The following is a 20,084-nucleotide window of genomic DNA, read 5'->3' as shown; positions in this document are numbered from 1 at the left end:
AAGGTGCTCTGATCATGGCAAAAAAGGGGCGCCCATCAGGACGCCCAATGATCGACTCTGACTGCAGAGCAGGACAGTCAGAGGTGTAACAATCATTTCGGTCTGTAGGACTCGGTCACCTGCGCGGTTTGATCGTCCGGGACCCGCATTGGCGTCGTCTGACTTTGCGTGGCGCTGCCCAACGCCAGTTGCTGGTTGTATCGCAGGGTTTCGTAGTAGTACCGCATGCGTTCGGCTCCGCCTTCGGCAAAGGCGCAGGTGGAGCCAAGTGTCATCAGGACGGCGAGGGCCAACGTAATACGTTTCATGGTGTGCCTCCCACTAACAGCTGTCGGATGCCATTCGTCCATGAATCAATGAATCGAAGTCGAATCCCGATTATCCGCCGATTCCATTAAAAGGGAATTGGCGAGGTCTGGCGTTTCAAGTCCAGTTTCCTGTCCAGGCTGAATGTCGCCGGTTTATCGGGGGCGGCTCGTCAGTGCACGCGAATTGCCGGGCAGGAGGCACGCCGTGGCCCGCTCGGCCTCGCGCACGCGCGCAAGAAAAAGGGGCCGGAACCGGCCCCCTGAAAAGGTTTACTGCTGAACGACGGTAGACGCTGTCTTGGGTTTCATCAGGCTGAAGTCGATCAATGGTCGCTGTTGGCGCTCGTACGGATTGCCGATCAGCAAGGGCCGTTGCTTGAAGCTGTCGCTGACCAGGCTCTTGCTGCGATCCAGTTCATCGAAACTCAGGCCGGCCAGGTCGGCCCAGGTGTGGATCAGTTGCGAGCTGCTGTAAGGGCGCCCCAGATCGCCGGCAAAACTCCAGTCATGGGTTTCGCGCCATTTCGGCGAGGCCCAGGCCATGAACGGAATGGTGTACATCGGTGCTGTCGGCTTGTTTTCGTTGCGCCCCAGCGTGCCATGGCCAGCGGAATCGAAAACGTCTTCACCATGATCGGAGAGGTACAGCAGGAAGCCGTTCGGATCAGACTTGGCGTAGTCCTTGATCAGGCTCGACACCACGAAGTCGTTGTACAGCACCGCGTTGTCATAGCTGTTGTAGGTGGGCACCTGATCATCGCGCACGCCCGCCGGTACGCCGTTACGGTCCTTGAACTTGTCGAAGGACGCAGGATAGCGGTACTGGTAGCTCATGTGCGTGCCCAGCAAGTGCACCACAATCAACTTGCGCGGTGCCGCGTCGGCCAGGGCCTTGTTGAATGGCTCGATCACGTCGCCGTCGTATTGGGCGGCATTCTGGTTGCGGTTGTTGTTCAGGTACACCTGCTCGTCGGCCTGCTCGGAGAAGGTCGTGAGCATGGTGTTGCGCTTGGTCATGGTCTGCTGGTTGGTGATCCAGAAGGTTTTGTAGCCCGCCTGTTTCATCATGCTGACCAGCGATGGTGTCGACAGGTACAAGTCCGGGTTTTCTTCGTCGGCAAAGGTCAGCACCTGTTGCAGCGCCTCGATCGTGTACGGGCGCGGCGTGATGACGTTGTCGAAAACCGCCAGTTGATCCTTGAGCTTGTCCAGTTCCGGCGTGGTTTCCCGCGGATAGCCGTACAGGCTCATGCGCTGACGGTTGGTGGACTCGCCGATGACCAGTACCAGGGTCGCGGGCTGGTTGGCCATCGCGTCCTTCAGATTGTGCAGCGGCGGGATCGTGCTGGCGCTTTTGAGCATGTCCTGCATGCCGGCCAGGGTTTCCCGGTAACGGTGATAGGCCACGACCATCTGCCACGGCACAGCAGGTTCGATGCGACTTTCGAATTTATCGAATCCTTGCGCGAAACTGCCTGCCCGCACCGTCTGTTTCATCAGGGGATAACCGACCACTGCCACCAGAATGGCGGTCGCGGCCACCAATGCCTTGCCACGGGGCAGGTACACGGGGCGCAGGCGCGTCCAGAGGAAATAGGCAAACGCGGTATGCGCGAGGAACGCGAGCACCATCCACCAGGCGAAGTACTGGGTCATGTACTCGCCGGCTTCAGACACGTTCGACTCGAACATGATGAAGATGACGCTTTGGGAAAATTCCTGCTGATAGATGAAGAAGTAACCCAGGCTCGCCATGGAGCAGGCCCACAACACCACGCCGATCACCGCTGCCATGACGCGTGTTTTTTTCGGGAACAGCAGCATTGGCGCAAGCCAAAGGGCACTCATGAAGAACGCTTGGCGGAACCCGGAGAAACCCGAAGTGCCCGTCAACTGGATCAGCAGTTGGGTGATGCCGGAGAAATACCAGAAGAACAGAAACATCCAGAGAAGGGCGGTCCAATCGAAACCTTTCACAGCCACATCGCTGCGCTTAAACCAAAACATTCAACGCTCCAGCCAGAGTTCATCACCGTCAGTCAGAGGGGGGGGGCGACAGACGGGAGGCGCACGCAAGAGGTGGCCACGACAATTAAAGGGGGCCAGAGTATTACCAAGCAAATGTGAAAAATTCGTGAGTTGGCAGGGTAGACGAAAGGCTACCCTGCATCGGAAGCAGGGCTGAGCTGCTTCCGATTTGAGCGAGGGAGGTCAGGCGTGGGGGGCGCCCTGAGTCAAGGGAAAGGGCTGTTGACCCTGGAGCAGCAAGCGCAATTGCGCCAATTCGTGTTTCAACTGATCGCGTTCGTCTTTCAACTGGCGCAATTCATCGCGACGGACAGTGACATAAAGGGTTTGTGCTGGCAGTGCGGTGTGTACTGTGCCCATTGCTCACCTCGCAAATGGCGTGTCTCAACTGTAGATCCGCCCATATCAGCGGCTGATCTACTATCGGCGCCGATTTTGATTTCTTTCGCTCCCGAAGGGAACTTTTTTATTTTTTGCGGTCGTTGTGTCTTCGGCACGATTCCCGACGTTATCAGTCTGGATCGGGCACAATGCCCGGAAACTTCATTCCGACGCTCTGGACTAAGCTTCATTAGTCGCGTTGGGCTATAACCTTTGACACACTTTTATTTGTAGTAGGGAGCATCAGCACATGCAACTCGGGATTATTGGACTGGGCCGCATGGGCGGTAATATTGCGCGGCGCCTGATGCTCAACGGGCACACCACCGTTGTGTACGACCGCAATACCGCCTTCGTCGACGCGTTGAGCGAAGAGGGCGCCACCGGGGTTGCCGATTTGCCAGCCCTGGTCGCTGGCCTGGCCAAACCACGAGCGGTCTGGGTCATGCTGCCGGCGGGCGCGCCGACCGAAGACACCATCGACACCCTGAGCAACCTGCTCGAAGCCGGCGATACCATCATCGACGGCGGCAACACCTTCTATAAGGACGATATCCGTCGCGCGAAAACCCTCTCGGAAAAAGGCCTGCACTACATCGATGTCGGCACTTCCGGCGGCGTGTGGGGCCTGGAACGCGGTTACTGCATGATGATCGGTGGCGATGCCGAGACCGTAGAGCGCCTCGACCCGCTGTTCCGAAGCCTGGCACCGGGCATGGGCGACATTCCGCGCACCAGGGACCGCCAATCCGATGATAACCGTGCCGAGCACGGCTACATCCATGCCGGTCCGGCGGGTGCCGGGCATTTCGTGAAGATGATTCACAACGGTATCGAGTACGGAATGATGCAGGCCTTCGCCGAAGGTTTCGACATTCTCAAGACCAAGGCCAGCACCAACCTGCCGGAAGACCAGCGTTTCGACTTGAACGTCGCCGACATTGCCGAAGTCTGGCGTCGTGGCAGCGTGGTGTCGTCCTGGCTGCTCGATTTGACCGCCGATGCCCTGGCCAGCGACCCGAAACTCGACGGCTATTCCGGTTCTGTGGCGGACAGCGGTGAAGGCCGCTGGACCATCGAAGCGGCCATGGAGCAAGCGGTACCGGTTCCGGTACTGTCGAACTCGCTGTTCTCCCGCTACCGTTCCCGTGGGCAAGGCACCTTTGGCGACAAAATTCTCTCGGCCCAGCGCTTCGGCTTTGGCGGTCATGTGGAGACACCGAAAAAATGACCCATGTGATCCGCAGAAAATCCAAGGCAGAACCCACGCCACCGACCACGCTGTTTCTGTTTGGCGCCCATGGCGACCTGGTCAAGCGCCTGCTGATGCCGGCGCTGTATAACCTCAAGCGCGACGGGTTACTCGGGGATGGACTGCGGATCATCGGCGTTGACCACAACGCCATCAGCGATGAAGGCTTCGCGCAAAAACTCGAAGACTTCATTCGCAACGAGGCGGCCGCGAAAGTCGGCAAGGGCGATCAGGCCCTTGACCCGCACGTGTGGGCCAAACTCGCCAAAGGCATCAGCTACGTCCAGGGCGATTTCCTGGACGACAGCACTTATCAAGCGCTGGGGGCAAAAATCGCCGCCAGTGGCACTGACAATGCGGTGTTCTACCTGGCCACCGCGCCGCGCTTTTTCACTGAGGTGGTCCGCCGGCTCGGTGCGTCCGGTTTGCTGGAAGAGAGCCCGGAATCCTTCAGGCGGGTGGTGATCGAAAAGCCTTTCGGGTCCGATCTGCAAACCGCCGAAGCCTTGAACGCATGCCTGCTCAATGTCATGACGGAAAAGCAGATCTACCGGATCGATCACTATCTGGGCAAGGAAACCGTGCAGAACATTCTGGTCAGCCGGTTTTCCAACAGCCTGTTCGAAGCATTCTGGAACAACCATTACATCGACCACGTGCAGATCACTGCCGCCGAAACCGTCGGCGTGGAAACCCGTGGCAGTTTTTATGAGCACACCGGCGCCCTGCGGGACATGGTGCCCAATCACCTGTTCCAGTTGCTGGCGATGGTGGCCATGGAGCCTCCGGCGGCCTTTGGCGCCGATGCGGTTCGTGGCGAGAAAGCCAAGGTGGTCGGCGCGATCCGTCCCTGGTCGGTCGAAGACGCCCGGATCAATTCGGTACGCGGTCAATACACCGTCGGCGAAGTCGACGGCAAGCCACTGCCGGGGTATCGCCAGGAAGACAAGGTCGCGCCGGACAGCAACACCGAAACCTACGTGGCCCTGAAGGTCATGATCGACAATTGGCGCTGGGTCGGCGTGCCGTTTTACCTGCGCACCGGCAAGCGCATGAGCGTACGCGACACCGAAATCGTCATCTGCTTCAAGCCTGCGCCCTATGCGCAGTTCCGTGATACCGAGGTCGAAGAGCTTGCACCGACCTATCTGCGAATCCAGATTCAGCCCAATGAAGGCATGTGGTTCGATCTGCTGGCCAAACGGCCTGGCCAGGCACTGAAGATGGAAAACATAGAACTGGGCTTCGCCTACAAGGATTTCTTTGAAATGCAGCCGTCCACCGGCTACGAAACCTTGATCTATGACTGCCTGACCGGCGATCAGACGCTGTTCCAGCGCGCCGACAATATCGAGAACGGCTGGCGGGCCGTACAACCGTTCCTTGACGCCTGGCAGCAGGATTCAACGGTGCAGAGCTATACCGCGGGTGAAAACGGGCCGCAGGCCGCCGAAGAGTTGCTGGCTCGCGACGGTCGCGTCTGGCATGGCCTCGGATGAGTGAGGTGGCGCAACAACCCATCCGTTTTTTGCTCAGTGACATGGACGGCACGTTGCTGCTGCCCGATCACAGCCTCAGTCAGCGCACCATCGACGCGGTACGCGCGTTGCGTGAGGCCGGGGTGCTGTTCAGTCTCGCCACCGGCCGGCCCCCCAAAGCCATGTTGCAGGCGATCGAGGCCCTGGGCGTCGACTTGCCGACGGCGGCCTTCAATGGCGGCACGATCGTCAATCCGGATGGCAGTTTGCTGGTCGCGCATTACTTGCCTGCCACGGCGGCGTTGATTGCCCTGGCATTGTTCGCCGATCAGCCGGATATCGAGGTGTGGGTGTTCAGTGGTGGCGACTGGCTGGTGAAAGATCCGAGCGGCCCCATGGTGCCGCGAGAGCAGCACGGGCTGGGATACCCACCGGTGAGCGTCGACAGTTTCGAGCCGTTTCTTGCTCGCATCGACAAGATCGTCGCCGCCAGCAGCAACGCCGAGTTGCTGGTTGAGCTGGAGGCGCGGTTGTTACCGCTGGTGGAAGGGCAGGCCCAGGTTTCGCGTTCGCAGCCGGTGTATCTGGACGTGACCGCGATGCGTGCCAACAAGGGTGACGCCCTCGCGACATTGGCCGGGTTTCTCGGTGTACCGCTGCAACAGACGGCGGCCATGGGCGATGGCGGTAATGATCCGGCCATGTTCCATCGCGCCGGTCTGTCGATCGCCATGGGGCAGGCCGAGGAAGAAGTCAGACGCCAGGCCGATGTGGTGACGGGCGCCAATACCGAGGACGGTGCGGCTCGGGCGATTGAGCGGTATATCCTCCCTCGATAACCCTATAGACCCAATCGTGGGAGCAGGCTCGCTCCCACGTTTTTTGGGGCAGTGTTAGAGCCAGAAGCTCACGGCATACCAACCAAGACCACCCATCACTACCGTATAGGGCAGCGCCATCCACACCATCCGTCCATACGACAGGCGAACCAGCGGTGCAATCGCCGACGTCAGCAGAAACAGAAACGCAGCCTGACCATTGGGTGTCGCCACGCTCGGCAAGTTGGTGCCGGTGTTGATCGCGATGGCCAGCGTCTCGAAATGCTCACGGCTCATGTGCCCGGAAAGGAACGCCTGTTTCACTTCGGTGATGTAGATGGTCGCCACGAACACGTTGTCACTGATGGCCGAGAGCAACCCGTTAGCGATGAACAGCATGCCCGGTTGTTGATCGGCAGGCAGCGCCAGCACCCATTGGATCAATGGCGTGAACAGTTGTTGATCGTGAATCACTGCCACCACGGCGAAAAACACCACCAGTAGCGCGGTGAATGGCATCGCATCCTTAAACGCGTTACCGAGACGGTGTTCATCGGTGATGCCGGTGAGCGCTGTGATCAGCACGATCACCATCAAACCGATCAAGCCCACTTCCGCCACATGAAAGGCCAGGCCGGCAATCAGGATCAGTGCGGCCGCGCCCTGTACGATGAGGGCTGCACGCTGTTGCGAGGTGCGTTCGGCGTTGTCCTCGGCGGCGTAATTGGCCAGCACGGCGCGGACGTTGTCCGGCAGCAAGGTGCCGTAGCCGAACCCGCGCAATTTTTCCAGCAGGACGCAGGTGACCAGACCCGCGACCAAAACAGGGAGTGAAACCGGAGCGACTTTCAGGAAGAACTCGGAAAAATGCCAGCCCATTTCATGGCCGATCAGCAGGTTCTGCGGTTCACCCACCAGCGTGCACACGCCACCCAGCGCCGTACCGACGGCACCGTGCATCAGCAGGCTGCGCAGAAACGCACGAAACTGGTCGAGATCGCCATGATGCAGGGAAGGCAGGTGTCGATCATCGCCGTACTCGCCGTCCTGGCGCGGATCGGTGCCCGAGGCCACCCGGTGGTACACCGAGTAAAAACCGACGGCGGCACTGATGATGACGGCTGTCACGGTCAGGGCGTCGAGAAAGGCCGACAGGAACGCTGACAAAAAGCAAAACATCAACGACAGCAGCGCCTTGGAGCGGACCCCAAGCAGCAACCGCGAGAACAGGAACAACAGCAGGTCTTTCATGAAGTAGATGCCGGCCACCATGAACATCAGCAGCAGGATCACCGGAAAGTTGTGCACCAGCTCGTCATAGAGCGCCTGTGGCGTGGTCATTTTCAGCAACAACGCTTCGACGAGCAGCAAGCCGCCAGGCATCAGTGGATAACACTTGAGCGCCATGGCCAGGGTGAATATGAATTCCAGCACCAGCAACCAGCCGGCTGCCACCGGACCTGCTGTCCACAGCACCAGGGCATTGAGAATCAGGAAACCGACAATACAAACCTTGTACCAGCGGGGTGAGTTGCCCAGAAAATTACGCGCGAACGCCTGGGCCATCGAGCCGGACATTGGCTGCTCCTTGTATTAAGAAGCGCGCAACTTGCCGTAAGCGGAAGGGAAGATCAAGTGTAGGAAAAATACAGTGGGCTAAGCCAGGTAACGGGCGACGATCGCCCGATAGTGGCCGTCCAGGGAATAACCCCCCACGACAATGTTTCCATCACGCTGCACGGCCACCGAGGTGGCGGTGTCCAGGCTGCGACCGAGACGGGTGCGAACCCAACCGTTGCCATCGCCAAAGTCCCGATCGAGCTGGCCGTCAGGCGCGTATCGACCCAGCAGAAAGTCGGCCTCGACGCCACCAATGGTTGCGCCGGCTACCACCACACTGCCGTCCGGTTGCGCCTGTGCGGCGGTCCATTGGCAACCGTTATGGGCGATTTCCAGCAATTGCGGTTGCCCGCCGTTGCAGTGACTGTCCGGGCGGCCATTGACGTGGACTTTCAAGGCCAGGCAGTGCATCGGCTCACGACTGCTGCCAAAACACTGCACGTCGCCATTGTCTTGCTGGACGATCTGGTTGACCTGAGCGCTATGCCCCCGCGCCTCGAAACTCATGAAGCCGTCGACGGCAAAATGGGTGTCGAGACTGCCGTCCGCGCGATAACGGGCCAGCAATCCTTCTCCGGGAAGGTTGATCGACCCGCCCACAAGGATTCGCCCGTCACGCTGAATCTTCAGGCTGCTGAGCCAAGTGTTCATCAGCAAGTGCCTGACGATCACGAACCCGCGGCCATTGAATGTGCTGTCCAGCGATCCGTCGGGGTTCAGCCGAATGAGCAGGCCGGCATGATCGGCCCGTTCGAAGTGATGGTTGGCCATCAACAGGATCCGACCGTCTGCTTGAACGTCGACATCGCAGGCTTCGGCGCCCGGAACACCGGGTGGAAGCCAGGCATCACGCATACCATGGGAGAGATTGCCTGGCAGACGCACGATGCAGCGACCATTGTCACCGAAGTCCTGAACGGGACGACCCTGAGGGTCAAACAATGCCAGTGCGGGGAGGGTGCGGTGCGTATTGTCGTAGTGCAGGCCGACGACCAGAATGCGCTCATCGGGGAGCACGCGAACCCTGGCAGCCATGGCTTCGAAACCTTGTTGGAACTGTCCGATGACACTGCCTTGATTGCCAAAGGCGAGATCCGCCGAGCCGTCCTCCAGCAGGCGAGCCAGACCGAAGCGACTGCCGCCCTGGGTACCTACCTTGGCCGCCACCAACAGGCGGTCCCGGGAATCTATTGCGATGTCATTGGCGATGCTTGAAAGACTGCCGGCGAAATAGACCTGGGATTTGCCTTGGGTAGCGAATGCAGGATCCAGTTTCCCTGCATGACTGAGTGTGGAAGGCGAAGCCACAATGGACTGGATTGACATGCACGCATCTCCTTGCGAGTCGTCCTGATCCGGGAATTGGGTGGCGACTGTATAAGGAGAATATTCAAAACCTGAATGGTTGAATGCACAACTGTCATAACTAACAGGTGGAGGGTCGCTGTGTGCCACAACAGTGTCTTTTCGAACCAGTGGCAAGCCTGCAATGTATAAAGGCACACGGAAGTTCGAATTAAAGGCATGTCATAAGTGCAGCTGGCAATGATCAGCCAACCTATTAACGACGGGAAAGGGCGCGGATTACCCCGGAGTAATCCGCAAAAAAATTAATGCGGCATTGACCACGACTGGAGCGTGTAACCTTCCTGGCTCAATTCGGCACGCGCCTGTTCGAGCAGGCGTTCAAGTTGTGCCGGGTCGGTGTAGGCGCTGCTCGGGATCAGCTTGCGGCCTATACTGTTTTTGGTGCGGTCGATAACGGTCAGGCTGAGTTCGCCGTTGCCGTCCTGTGGCGCCCAGGCCACGCACTGGAAAGGCTGGAATGCGCGGTCGGCAATCAGAAGAGCTTCGTTGATACGGAGCGGGGCGTTCATTGGATGTTCCCTCGGTTTGCCCAATCAAGTGATAGGCCGACGGTTGGGCTGACCCTCGGCAGGTTACTTGTACTGATGCCCGCAAGGGTGGTTCGGGTCACATGCAATCAAAAGAAATTTCAACTTTCTTTCATATACCCGGTTGGCCCGAGTCATTTTGAATGCCGAATGAAAGCCTGGGCTTGTCAGGTAATTATCAAAGGCTCTTCTTATAACTAATACCAGGGCCGCTCTATAGTCAAACGATACAAGGCCCTGTCAAATTCTTGCTAATGTTACAGTCAGGTTTGCCAAATGACTGTTTTTAATAATTTTTCCTGAATTTGGCGCCAAGGAACAGTCATGAGCGATGCGCCTGCCTTAAGACGTTTACTTGTGGTGGATCCGTGCGACGACTGCCATCGGCTGTTGCCCGGATTACGCTCCGTGGGTTGGGATGTTGACAGCTGCACGCTGGAAAACGCCACCGACCGAACGTGTGACGTAGGCTTGTTGCGTTTGCAGCCTTGGCATCTCGAGCACCCGGACGCCGTCAAAGAGGTGATCAGCCGCAGCGGTACCGAGTGGATCGCCGTGCTCAACCAGGAAGTGCTTCGACTGCAGAATGTCGGGGACTTCGTCTGCGAGTGGTTTTTCGATTTCCATACCTTGCCTTTCGATGTCTCCAGAGTCCAGGTGACGCTGGGCAGGGCTTTCGGCATGGCCCGTCTTCGCGGGCAGGGCACGGTGCATATCGATCAGCCCGAGCACGAGTTGCTCGGTGACAGCAAGCCAATACGCGAGTTGCGCAAGCTCCTGAGCAAACTGGCGCCTACGGAGTCTCCAGTGTTGATTCGCGGCGAAAGCGGGACAGGTAAAGAGTTGGTCGCCCGCACGCTGCATCGGCAGTCGTTGCGTCACAACAAACCCTTTGTCGCGATCAATTGTGGCGCGATTCCCGAGCACCTGATTCAGTCCGAACTGTTCGGCCACGAGAAGGGTGCCTTTACTGGCGCCCATCAACGCAAGGTCGGGCGAATAGAAGCGGCTAATGGCGGTACGCTGTTCCTCGACGAAATCGGTGACCTGCCTCTTGAACTGCAGGCGAACCTGTTGCGCTTCCTCCAGGAGAAGCATATCGAGCGGGTGGGTGGCAGTCAGCCGATCCCCGTGGATGTGCGAGTGTTGGCCGCGACCCACGTCGATCTCGAGGCCGCGATCGAGAAGAAGCGCTTTCGCGAAGATCTGTATTATCGCCTGAACGTCTTGCAGGTCTCGACCGCGCCCCTGCGTGAGCGCAATGGCGATCTGTCGATGCTGGCCAACCACTTTTCCCATTTCTACAGTCATGAAACCGGCCGCCGTCCGCGCAGCTTCAGTGAGGATGCCTTGATAGCCATGGGCAAGCATGACTGGCCGGGCAATGTTCGCGAACTGGCCAACCGGGTACGACGCGGGTTGGTTCTGGCCGAAGGCCGGCAGATCGAAGCGCGAGACCTGGGGCTGATCAGCCATCAAACTGTTTCCGCGCCAATGGGCACGCTGGAAGACTACAAACACCGGGCAGAACGTCAGGCGTTGTGCGATGTGCTTAACCGTCATAGCGACAACTTGAGCATCGCCGCCAAGGTGTTAGGGATATCCAGGCCGACCTTCTACCGTTTGCTGCACAAGCATCAGATACGTTGATCAATGGATGTTTAGCTGCAACTGAATGCTCCGAAAGCTCGCAGGATCCCACAAAAAACCCGCTGAAACAGCGGGGCTTTTTGTTGGAGCAGGATTAGAAGTAGTACGGGAATTTCAGGCTGAAGGAAAAATCGGGCGCGTCATCGGTCATCCCGATGGACAGTTGCGGGACGATCGTCAGGTTATCGCTTGCTGCCAGGGTCATGCCGATGTTGAAGTTGGCCGAGTTGTAATCGCTGTTGGTGATGGATTGCCAATCACCCCCGTCCGGCTTGATCTTGCTCTTGCGGGCGAACTGATCGGTGAACGAGAACGACATACTCATCTTCTCGTTCAAGGCGAATGCGATGCCGGCACCGATCTGCCAGGAATCGCCCAGTTTCACATCCCCCTTCACCTTGGAGTCGACCTGGGGGCTGATGTCGCTGAAAGATTCCTGCATGTTGTAGGTATAGGCCAGGCTGCCGAACAGCACGGCCGGGTCGAACGTCTTGACCAGCGAGATGCCCGGGGTGATTGACCAGACACCATTACCGGTCGGCAAGCTTTCGGGGACCGCCAGGTTATTGTTGCCCGGGACCTCAACCAATTTGATGCCGTAAGGGTCTTCACCGGTGGGGGCCTTGATGCGCAATGTGGCGACCGCGTCGGGATAGTTGGCCGACTCATCCAGAAACTTGTAGGCAACCCCTACGTTGACATCGCCGATGGTCGGGTCGCGGGTAACGGTTGCGTCCGACGTCACCGGTGCTGCGCCACCGGCACCACCGGAGGAATACGTCGATTCGCGATAAACCACGGGAACGTTGATGTCGAACTGCCAGCGTTGAGCCACGTTGTAGCGGGCGGTCAGGTCCAGGGTCCAGTTATCCGCCTTGATACGGTCGATGTTGATGTTGCCGAGAAAAATGGAATCCAGCGCGAGGAAGCCGTTGAGCGTTAACGCGCGGGTATCGTAGTGCGTGTAGGTCAGGCCCGTTTCGACGCTGAACTTGCCGCCTCCGAAGAAGCCGCTGGCTTCGTCATACAGGTTGGAAACGCTTTGCGCAGGCTCCGAGTCATCCTTGAGCGACTGACCGTATGAACTGCCCGTGGCTCCCGACCCAGAGGTGGCCACTGTCTGGCCACCCTTGGTCTTTTCCGCGGGGGATTTGGTCAGGCGCTTGGGTGCCGGTGTCGCCGGTGTTTCTTCGACCTGGCGAACGCGCTGCTCGAGTACCATCAGCGCGTTCTGTTGTGCTTCGTAACGTTGTTTCAGCTCCATGAGTTCTTGTTTTAGTGCTTCGACCTGGGGATCCGGTGCTGCATACAGCAATGAAGCCGGGGCCAGGCTACTCAAACAAACGATAGCCCTGAACGTTAAAGATCGATGCATGGGTGAGCCGTCCCTTCTGACACGTCTGGTGACACTGAGCGTAGATCAGAATCCGCTGGTGCGTAGCCCTCTGAGCTGGTCTAGATTGCCGCTCAGCGAGCCGGCTGTCGGAACGGTGTCACGCAGCACGACATTGAGCGATGTGATGTTGCGTACCTGGTTGCCGGTGCCGAGCAGCGTCGTGTTCTGCAGCAGCCCGCCCTGGGCCAGGCGTTGTACCGTACTGCCCTGGTTGTTGTTGGCCAGAATGTTGAGTTGTATGCCACTACCGGTCAAGGAAACGCTCATCGAACCCGCATCGTTGGCGTTGGTTAATGTCGAGCCAGCGGCCAATGCCTGGCCCTGCTGTTGTGTGGCTGGTGCCTGATTGGCCTTGGTCACGTTGATATAAACGTTGTTGTAGGCCGTGTTGTAGTCACCGGCAGCACGCGCGACTTGTGTGACACCTTCGGTGCTATTGAGGCCGCTGCCACCAATGACGATGCCGGTGCCTTGTGATCGCGACGTTCCAGTGCCTTTTTCATCGATCTTCGACACGTAGAACTGTGGCTGGATGGTGGATTGTTGAATCTGCATCGAGGACGTTGCCCCGATCACTTCACCGTTGGCATTTTGCCAGGTGCTGGTCATGGCGATGCCGAAGCTGATGATGCGTCCGGGCATGACAAAGCGGCCGCGCAGGGTCGCCAATTGCTGGTCAGTCAGTTCGATGGGTTTGAAAGTCTCTGCATGGGTTGGCAGGCTGGCGGCGAGGCAAGCCACCGCCAGCCAGATTGGAGTCTTCATTGGATACTCCCGGAGCGTCGTGCTCCCTTGTTATTAGAAGAAGTCGCTTTGGATGAATCCGAAATCCATCAACTCGGCGTCTTGCACCGGGTTGAAGGTATTGATGCGATTCTTGGCGCTCAGTGGCAACGGCGGATCGAGCAACGCATTGGTTTTGTCGTAGCCCTGACCGATGACGGCAAAGATGATGCCGTTCCAGCCTTTGACAAAGTCGTCGACTTTGTAGCGTTTATGACCGAGTACCGGATCCCCGATATAGACCCAGCCGTCATGAACCCTTTGCATGACTACAAAATGTTTGTAGCCACGGATATCCATGAGTACCACCACCGGGATTTTGATATCACCCAGGGTTTCCGGCGCCACCCGGTAGCCACGGGCGCGCATGCCGATGCTTTCCACGTAGTGCTTCATGTCGAGCATGGAGAAGCCCTGAACGCGGACAAGATCCTGGTCGGAGTGTGCCAGCATGCCTTCGATGATCTGGTCTTCCGTGACGTCCAGCCAATAGGCTTGGCGCAAAATGGTCGCCAGCGCTGCTGCGCCACAACTGAAGTCGGTTTTCTGTTGCACCAGGTCGGCAAATTTACGCTCGCGGATGCTCTGGATCGGCTTGAATACCACCGCACCGCCCGGCAGGACGGACAGCGGCATTTGTGCAGCCTCGATCACACTGGTCACGCAAAGCAAAAATGCCAAGGCGATAATGCGCATGGGGGGATGCCCTCTGGCCATGTTGAAAAAAGGCCCCCGTAAGGGGGCCTCCAGAGACAGCATTAGAACGACTGGTTGGAGATGGCCAGCGAGTTGCTTTGTTGGTTGCCCACACCAGCAGCCACGTTGACACCCAGGTTGCCGCTGCCGCCATTCACCGAACCACTCAGGGTTGCGGTGTTGGTCACAGGGTTTGCCCAGCCGGTTGGAGTCAGCACTTGATAGGAGTAGGTATTACTCAAATCAAATGAACTGCTTTCGCTGTAGCTCTTCGTTACGTCTTTCGACGAAGCGGACGATTTCTCGCCAGATTTGTCGTACGAGGAGTCAAACGATTTTGTGAACGAGGAATCGTGCGATTTTGTGTAGGACGAATCGGACGAATTGCTGTTCGACGTATTGAGAGAACCACTGGCCGATGCATCAAGCGATGCGCTCAGCGATGCATCAGCACTCCGGCTGCGAGTGTGATCGGCGCCGCCGTTATTCCAGGTGAACGATCTGGAAGCACTCGCCGATGCGTCCAGGTTAGCGTTCAGAGAAGCATCGAAAGAAGCACTGCTGGTAGCACTGGAATCCGCGCTTCTGGATCCGCTGGCATCGAAGCTTTTTGATCCGCTTGCATCGAAGCTATTGGAACCGCTCGCGGCCCAGCTGCTGCTAGCGCTCTTATCAACGCTAAAACTGGAGTCCTTGTTAAAGGAGGCACTGCCACTGGCTGTTTTGGTAACAGTCACCGTATCCACGCGATAAGTCCGGTCGGCGACGTTGTTCACGGTCAGGCCAGGGCTGCTTTGATTAGCCGAGGCAGTGGCTGTAGCGCTGCCCAGCGGCGAGTTGGAGTTGGCAATTGCCATGGTGTTTTTCTGTTGGTTAAGGTCACCACCAGCAATGTTGATACCCATATTGCCGCTGCCGCCGTTACCCGAGCCACTCATCGTTGCAGTGTTTGTGACGCCGTAGTTATCGACCCGGTTGTTGTTGCCGTATTGAGTGACTTTGGCGGTGGCAGTGGCATTGCCGAACACGAAGCTGTTATCCAGGCTTGAGTCGGAGGAGGCGTTGGCGATGGCCGCCGCGTTGTCTTGTTGGTTGCCATTGCCGCCTGCCACGTTGACGCCCACGTTGCCGCTGGCACCGGAGGCAGAACTGCTCATCTCGGCAGAGTTTTGAGTGCCTTCGTTATAGATGCGGTTGCCGGTACTGGTCTGCTTGTCGGTGGCACTTGCCGTTGCACTGACAAGGATTTTGGTTGGAGGAGGAGGCGTATGGCCGTGGTGATGGTCACGCCGATCGTTTTGCCCAGCTTGTACAGCAACAGCCATGACCGCAGCAATTGCGAAAACCAGAGGCTTTAGTGCCATCGAAGGTTTCATGGTGATTCTCCGTACTTATTTTAGGTTAAGTGTTGAAACTACCTGTTTGGGTCAATCCGCGACCCGTATGCTGAGGGTGTTAGCCATGCGGTTTCCCACCCCTGCACTCTGATTCAACTGAATTACCCCGCGGCTACCGGTGAAGGCCTGGTCGCTGGTAGCGACCTGGCGAAAGCCTGGTGCAGAGTCAGTTGGATCGGAGTTGTTGAGCAGCGTCACGTTCTGTTGCATGAGGACGCTGTCGTCGATGCTTTGCGGCTGAGCACTGATGCTGATACGCAGTGCGTTGGCTTGCTGGGTATTGGCGCCCGAGCTCTGGTTCACGCCCAGTACGCCGTTGCCGTTACTGAAGGAGTTACCCTGGATGCTCGAGCGCGCATCCATGGCGGGGTCGACCTGGCCGCGCAACCGTTGGCGAATCTGTACCGTCGCGCTGGCTCCATGGCCAATGGCGATGGCCCGGGCGTTGGCCTGTTGCTGTAGATCGCCAGCCGCCTGGTTGACGGAGAAGTTGCCTTGGTATTGCGCGCCTGAATTATCGATTTCGGCATTATTGATGACGGGAGGTTGGGCAAAGGCCGATGTACTACTGCAAAGCATGGCGATAATCAGCAGCGTGCGATTCATCTCAACGGTCTCCCGTTATGATTCTCAAAGCGCCCAGGCCTTGCTGGACGTTTGAATTGACCATGTTGGCAATGCCGTTGTTGCCCGAATTTCCCGAACGCCCGGCGGGGACGTTGGAAAGTTGTGTCTGGTTGGTGATGTTGCCGCCCAGGTTATTGGTGCCTTGGGCGACCAGGCGTGAAATGCCTGCACCACTGGCAACGCTGGCAAAGTCACCGTCGCTCAACTCGCTCGTCTGATTGAGGATTTGTTTCGACGGGTTGGCATTGGCGGTCGTGGGGTTAGGATCGGGAGCCACTGGCGCGCGTGTCGCCATGCGCACCTGGACATCACGTTTGATAATGATGATGCCGTTGTCGGCCTGTACTGGCAGGCAAACACTTGAGCCCAATGCACATCCGATCAGCAGGAGGCTAAAAATGTGGTTATCAAGTTTCCCCACGGCGGCAATTCCTTCTGTAAGTGGAACGCTGGCCCTTATCAGCGTTGCGAGGAAGACAGCAGAAGGTGTGCCGGTTTTTGTTTTTCTTTAAAAAACAGTGAGTTGTAAACATTTGTCGTGGCGGTCAAAAAAATTTGTATCACCGCTGAGACAAAACCACGCAAAAACGCCGTCCAGATGGGCGCCATTGCTCGTCAAGGTGGCTTGAGGCAGGTTGTATCAGTGGCTTAACATTTTCTTGTTGCAGCGCTCGGGCCGCTTTAGTTCGAGGGTTTGCGCGGAGGAGGGTGTTTCAGGAATGGACATATGTGACAGGGCAGGGTAGCCCTGTCAGGCCTTGAGCAAGCGTGTCACGGCCTCGAATGCGGTGTCCTTGCGCTGTTGCCAGTCACCTTCAAGTACCTGATAACGCTGGTGGTTCAGCTCAAGCCATTGGCGGCTGGCCTGGAAAAACGCCTGGCGTTCTGCCAGTTGTGGCTGGCAACGTTGTCCATCGTCATGCCAGGCCACGTTTTCCGGGCTAAGCAACAAATGCATGTCGTAGTGCCGTGCCAGCAGTGCCTGCTCGATCCAGGTCGGGCAAGCGCGAAACAACGTACGACTCCAAAGAATGTTGCTTAAAAGATGCGTATCGAGGATCAGCAGCGACGGCTGTGAGGCACGTGCGACATCCTCCCAGGTCAGCTGGCCATGTGCTATTGATTCAATATCATCGTAGCAGGTTTCCCGGGCCTCGCTTTCGATGAAGTGCCTGACGTACTCATCGACCAATATGCCGCCAAAGTTGGCGTGAATCTCACTCGAAAGCCAGCTTTTGCCACTCGATTCCGGCCCTGCCAGCACCAGCACCTTCATGGGCATGGCACTGGATCGCTGCGCCATGAGCGCCAGCCCTGAATGGCCAGCAGGGCGAACAGGCCATACAGGGCCGCCGTCACGTACATCCCCTTGTACAGGAACAGGCCGACGAAAATACAATCCAGGACGATCCACAGCGGCCAGCATTGCAAGCGTTTTTGCGCCATCCACCACTGCGCCACGAGGCTGAAGGCGGTGAGGAAAGCGTCGAGCCAAGGCTGGGCGGCATCGGTCCAGTGCGCCATGGCGGCGCCCAGCAACAGACTGCCCGCCGCACCGATGGCCAGTCCCGACGCCACCGCATGTGTGCCCAGCCGGCTGACCTCGCGTCCATGATGCGCATCGCCGGCGCGCGTCCACTGCCACCAGCCATAGAGCTGCAATGCGGCGTAAATCACTTGCAGCAGCATGTCCGAATACAGCTTCACCTCGAAAAAAATCCAGCTATAGACAAGCACCATGACCAGGCCGATCGGCCAGCACCAGGGGTTCTGTTTGACCGTCAACCAGACGGCAATGACACCGAGGGCGGCGGCAAACAGTTCAAGCCCGGACATGGAGTTTCCTTGGGGGAAGTCGAAGAAGGGGCGGATTGTAACTGAAGATCAAACGATCGCAGCCTTTGGCGGCGCCAGCAGGCGCTGTCAGAGGCTCGGGTCGCGTTCGGACGACCTTTTTTCGAATTAAACCCGGAACTGCCTGAGCAAGCCGTTCAATTGCTCGCTCAATTCCTTCAGCCTCATGCTCGCCTTGCTGGATTGTTCAGCCGCCAGCGCGGTGCTGTGGGACAACCCGGCGGCTTGGGTGACGTTCTGGTTGATGTCTTCGACCACATGGGCCTGTTGCAGGGTGGCGCTGGCGATGGACGCATTCAGGCCGTTGAGGTTGCGCAATGCCTGGCCGATGGCATTCAGACTTGTACCGGCCAGACCCGCCTGCTCGATGGTCAGCTGCGAAGCCCGGCTACTGTCGCCAATCACCTTGACCGCCGCCTCGGAATGACTTTGCAGTTGCTCGATCATCGACTGGATTTCCGCCGTGGACTTCTGGGTCCGCTGGGCCAGCAGTCGAACCTCGTCGGCTACCACCGCGAAACCCCGACCTTGCTCGCCGGCCCTTGCTGCCTCGATGGCAGCGTTGAGCGCCAGCAGGTTGGTCTGATCGGCAATCGAGCGGATCACTTCCAGAACGCCGCCGATCTGCGTGCTTTCGGTGGCCAGGGTGCGGATCACGTCCACGGCCTGATTGATGGTGCACGACAACGTGTCGATCTGCTGCAGGCTGCCATCAATGTTGACCTGGCCTTGTTGGGCCTGGGCTTCGGCATCGCGCATTTCGCTGGCGGCATGTTCGGCATTCTTTGCCACATCCTGCACGCCGGAAGTCACTTCATTGATCGCCGTGGCCACCCGTTCCATCTGCTGCGACTGTTGCTGGCTGCGTTGCTGGGCCTGGGTCGCGTCGTTGCCCAATTCGCTGGACGATTGGCCTAGCGCGCTGGCGCAGACCTGCAGTTCACCGATGACCTGGCGCAGTTTGGCGGTAAAGGCATTGAAGTGCCGGGCCAATTGTGTGACTTCATCCTGACCGTGGGTGTCGAGGCTGCGGGTCAAATCGCTTTCACCGCTGGCGATGTTGGCCATCGCGTGGACGGTTTCCTGAAGCGGGCGAACGATGCTGCGGGCGATGAGGATCACCAGTGCCGCCATGATCAACGCGATTGCAAAGCCAATGACCGAGGCTTTCCAGAACTGACCATAGAATTCGGCTTGCATGTCATCGATGTACACGCCCGAGCCGATCATCCAGCCCCAGGGCTCGAAGAGTTTGACGTAAGAGGTTTTTTCCACGGGCTCGCTGGCGCCGGGTTTTGGCCAGCGGTAATTGATGATCCCGGCGCCCTTGCTCCTGGCCACCGTGACCATCTCATTGAATATCGCAACACCGTCGGGGTCGCGGATCGCCGAGAGATTCTGGCCGTCCAGCTTGGGGTTGGCCGGGTGCATGATCATCACCGGCGTCAGATCGTTGATCCAGAAGTAATCGTTCTGGTCGTAACGCAGTCCGCGAACGGCGGTCAGCGCCTGTTTCTGCGCGGCCTCGCGGGTGAGCGTGCCGGCGGTTTCGAGGTCGTGATAGTAAGTGAGGATGCCACTGGCGGTTTGCACCACATGCTGGGTTTTCTGTGCCTTGGCGACATACAGGTCATCGTGAATCTGCTTGAGCATCAAGACGCCCAAGGCCAGCAGCATCATGACGGCCACGACCAGGATGAGCCACAAGCGCCGGCTGATCGACATATTGCGCAAGCTGTTCATAACGCGGTGCTCCGTTTTCTTGTTCTTGTAATGAATGATCGCCTGCATTCGGCCTGGCCCGATATCGCGAAAGCACTTATCGGACTTGTCTGATAGGATTTCGGCCCCGCACGGGAAAACCTGAATCCAAATGTTTCACGGATTTTTCATGGCCAGGT

19 protein-coding genes are annotated in these 20,084 nt (G+C 58.1%); 4 read left to right on the top strand and 15 right to left on the bottom strand.

Going from position 1 to position 20,084, the window contains the following annotated elements:
- Positions 1–92: 92 nt before the first annotated feature.
- From ACX3YF_RS25255 to ACX3YF_RS25245, 3 genes are all read right to left on the bottom strand, one after another.
- Positions 93–308, bottom strand: a complete 216-nt coding sequence (locus ACX3YF_RS25255) for a hypothetical protein (protein WP_130206108.1) — start codon at positions 306–308, stop codon at positions 93–95.
- 270 nt (positions 309–578) lie between these two features.
- On the bottom strand, positions 579–2,315 hold the full coding sequence (locus tag ACX3YF_RS25250) for a phosphoethanolamine transferase CptA (RefSeq protein ID WP_458974502.1): 1,737 nt from the start codon (positions 2,313–2,315) through the stop codon (positions 579–581).
- Positions 2,316–2,519: 204 nt separating this feature from the next.
- On the bottom strand, positions 2,520–2,696 hold the full coding sequence (locus tag ACX3YF_RS25245; RefSeq protein ID WP_189340362.1) for a DUF6026 family protein: 177 nt from the start codon (positions 2,694–2,696) through the stop codon (positions 2,520–2,522).
- A gap of 271 nt (positions 2,697–2,967) precedes the next feature.
- On the opposite strand from ACX3YF_RS25245, the gene gnd reads away from it, so the two are divergent.
- Genes gnd through ACX3YF_RS25230 form a run of 3 tightly spaced genes read left to right on the top strand, consistent with a single transcriptional unit; the run spans position 2,968 to position 6,286 of the window.
- Positions 2,968–3,948, top strand: a complete 981-nt coding sequence (gene gnd / locus ACX3YF_RS25240; protein WP_458974501.1) for a phosphogluconate dehydrogenase (NAD(+)-dependent, decarboxylating) — start codon at positions 2,968–2,970, stop codon at positions 3,946–3,948.
- Positions 3,945–5,468 (top strand): glucose-6-phosphate dehydrogenase, encoded by a 1,524-nt coding sequence (gene zwf / locus ACX3YF_RS25235; protein WP_448647822.1) that lies wholly within the window; start codon positions 3,945–3,947, stop codon positions 5,466–5,468. Before gnd ends, zwf begins: the two co-directional genes overlap by 4 nt.
- Positions 5,465–6,286 carry an HAD family hydrolase gene (locus tag ACX3YF_RS25230; protein ID WP_448647823.1) on the top strand — a complete coding sequence of 274 codons (822 nt, stop codon included), beginning with the start codon at positions 5,465–5,467 and terminating at the stop codon, positions 6,284–6,286. The genes zwf and ACX3YF_RS25230 overlap by 4 nt, the downstream gene beginning before the upstream one ends.
- Before the next feature lie 54 nt (positions 6,287–6,340).
- On the opposite strand, the gene nhaB is transcribed toward ACX3YF_RS25230, so the two are convergent.
- From nhaB to ACX3YF_RS25215, 3 genes are all read right to left on the bottom strand, one after another.
- On the bottom strand, positions 6,341–7,843 hold the full coding sequence (gene nhaB / locus ACX3YF_RS25225; RefSeq protein ID WP_448647824.1) for a sodium/proton antiporter NhaB: 1,503 nt from the start codon (positions 7,841–7,843) through the stop codon (positions 6,341–6,343).
- Positions 7,844–7,921: 78 nt separating this feature from the next.
- On the bottom strand, positions 7,922–9,211 hold the full coding sequence (locus ACX3YF_RS25220; RefSeq protein WP_448647825.1) for an NHL repeat-containing protein: 1,290 nt from the start codon (positions 9,209–9,211) through the stop codon (positions 7,922–7,924).
- 284 nt (positions 9,212–9,495) lie between these two features.
- On the bottom strand, positions 9,496–9,762 hold the full coding sequence (locus tag ACX3YF_RS25215) for a hypothetical protein (RefSeq protein ID WP_130206095.1): 267 nt from the start codon (positions 9,760–9,762) through the stop codon (positions 9,496–9,498).
- Between the two features lie 342 nt (positions 9,763–10,104).
- Between ACX3YF_RS25215 and ACX3YF_RS25210 the strand changes: the two genes are divergently transcribed.
- Entirely contained in the window at positions 10,105–11,430 is a 1,326-nt protein-coding gene (locus ACX3YF_RS25210) for a sigma-54 dependent transcriptional regulator (protein ID WP_448647826.1), read from the top strand.
- Positions 11,431–11,524: 94 nt separating this feature from the next.
- On the opposite strand, the gene ACX3YF_RS25205 is transcribed toward ACX3YF_RS25210, so the two are convergent.
- The 9 genes from ACX3YF_RS25205 to ACX3YF_RS25165 all read right to left on the bottom strand — a co-directional run bounded on the left by ACX3YF_RS25205 (position 11,525) and on the right by ACX3YF_RS25165 (position 19,926).
- Positions 11,525–12,805, bottom strand: a complete 1,281-nt coding sequence (locus ACX3YF_RS25205; RefSeq protein WP_130206091.1) for a coiled-coil domain-containing protein — start codon at positions 12,803–12,805, stop codon at positions 11,525–11,527.
- A gap of 45 nt (positions 12,806–12,850) precedes the next feature.
- The gene (locus tag ACX3YF_RS25200) at positions 12,851–13,591 is read right to left on the bottom strand and encodes a hypothetical protein (protein ID WP_458974500.1); all 741 of its coding nucleotides are present in this window, start codon (positions 13,589–13,591) and stop codon (positions 12,851–12,853) included.
- Between the two features lie 33 nt (positions 13,592–13,624).
- On the bottom strand, positions 13,625–14,305 hold the full coding sequence (locus tag ACX3YF_RS25195; RefSeq protein ID WP_130206087.1) for a C39 family peptidase: 681 nt from the start codon (positions 14,303–14,305) through the stop codon (positions 13,625–13,627).
- Positions 14,306–14,367: 62 nt separating this feature from the next.
- The gene (locus tag ACX3YF_RS25190; protein ID WP_448647831.1) at positions 14,368–15,681 is read right to left on the bottom strand and encodes a heme utilization protein; all 1,314 of its coding nucleotides are present in this window, start codon (positions 15,679–15,681) and stop codon (positions 14,368–14,370) included.
- 51 nt (positions 15,682–15,732) lie between these two features.
- Positions 15,733–16,308, bottom strand: coding sequence for an adhesin (locus ACX3YF_RS25185; RefSeq protein ID WP_130206083.1), 576 nt, complete (start codon positions 16,306–16,308; stop codon positions 15,733–15,735).
- A gap of 1 nt (position 16,309) precedes the next feature.
- Positions 16,310–16,750, bottom strand: a complete 441-nt coding sequence (locus tag ACX3YF_RS25180; protein ID WP_130206081.1) for a hypothetical protein — start codon at positions 16,748–16,750, stop codon at positions 16,310–16,312.
- Positions 16,751–17,080: 330 nt separating this feature from the next.
- Entirely contained in the window at positions 17,081–17,605 is a 525-nt protein-coding gene (locus ACX3YF_RS25175) for an AAA family ATPase (RefSeq protein WP_196585400.1), read from the bottom strand.
- Positions 17,602–18,165 (bottom strand): nicotinamide riboside transporter PnuC, encoded by a 564-nt coding sequence (gene pnuC, locus ACX3YF_RS25170; RefSeq protein ID WP_288095509.1) that lies wholly within the window; start codon positions 18,163–18,165, stop codon positions 17,602–17,604. Before pnuC ends, ACX3YF_RS25175 begins: the two co-directional genes overlap by 4 nt.
- Before the next feature lie 126 nt (positions 18,166–18,291).
- Positions 18,292–19,926, bottom strand: coding sequence for a methyl-accepting chemotaxis protein (locus ACX3YF_RS25165; protein ID WP_458945355.1), 1,635 nt, complete (start codon positions 19,924–19,926; stop codon positions 18,292–18,294).
- Positions 19,927–20,084: the final 158 nt, after the last annotated feature.

The organism is Pseudomonas fluorescens group sp. PF-69, from assembly GCF_054481235.1.
This window is presented reverse-complemented; position numbering and strand designations above follow the sequence as displayed.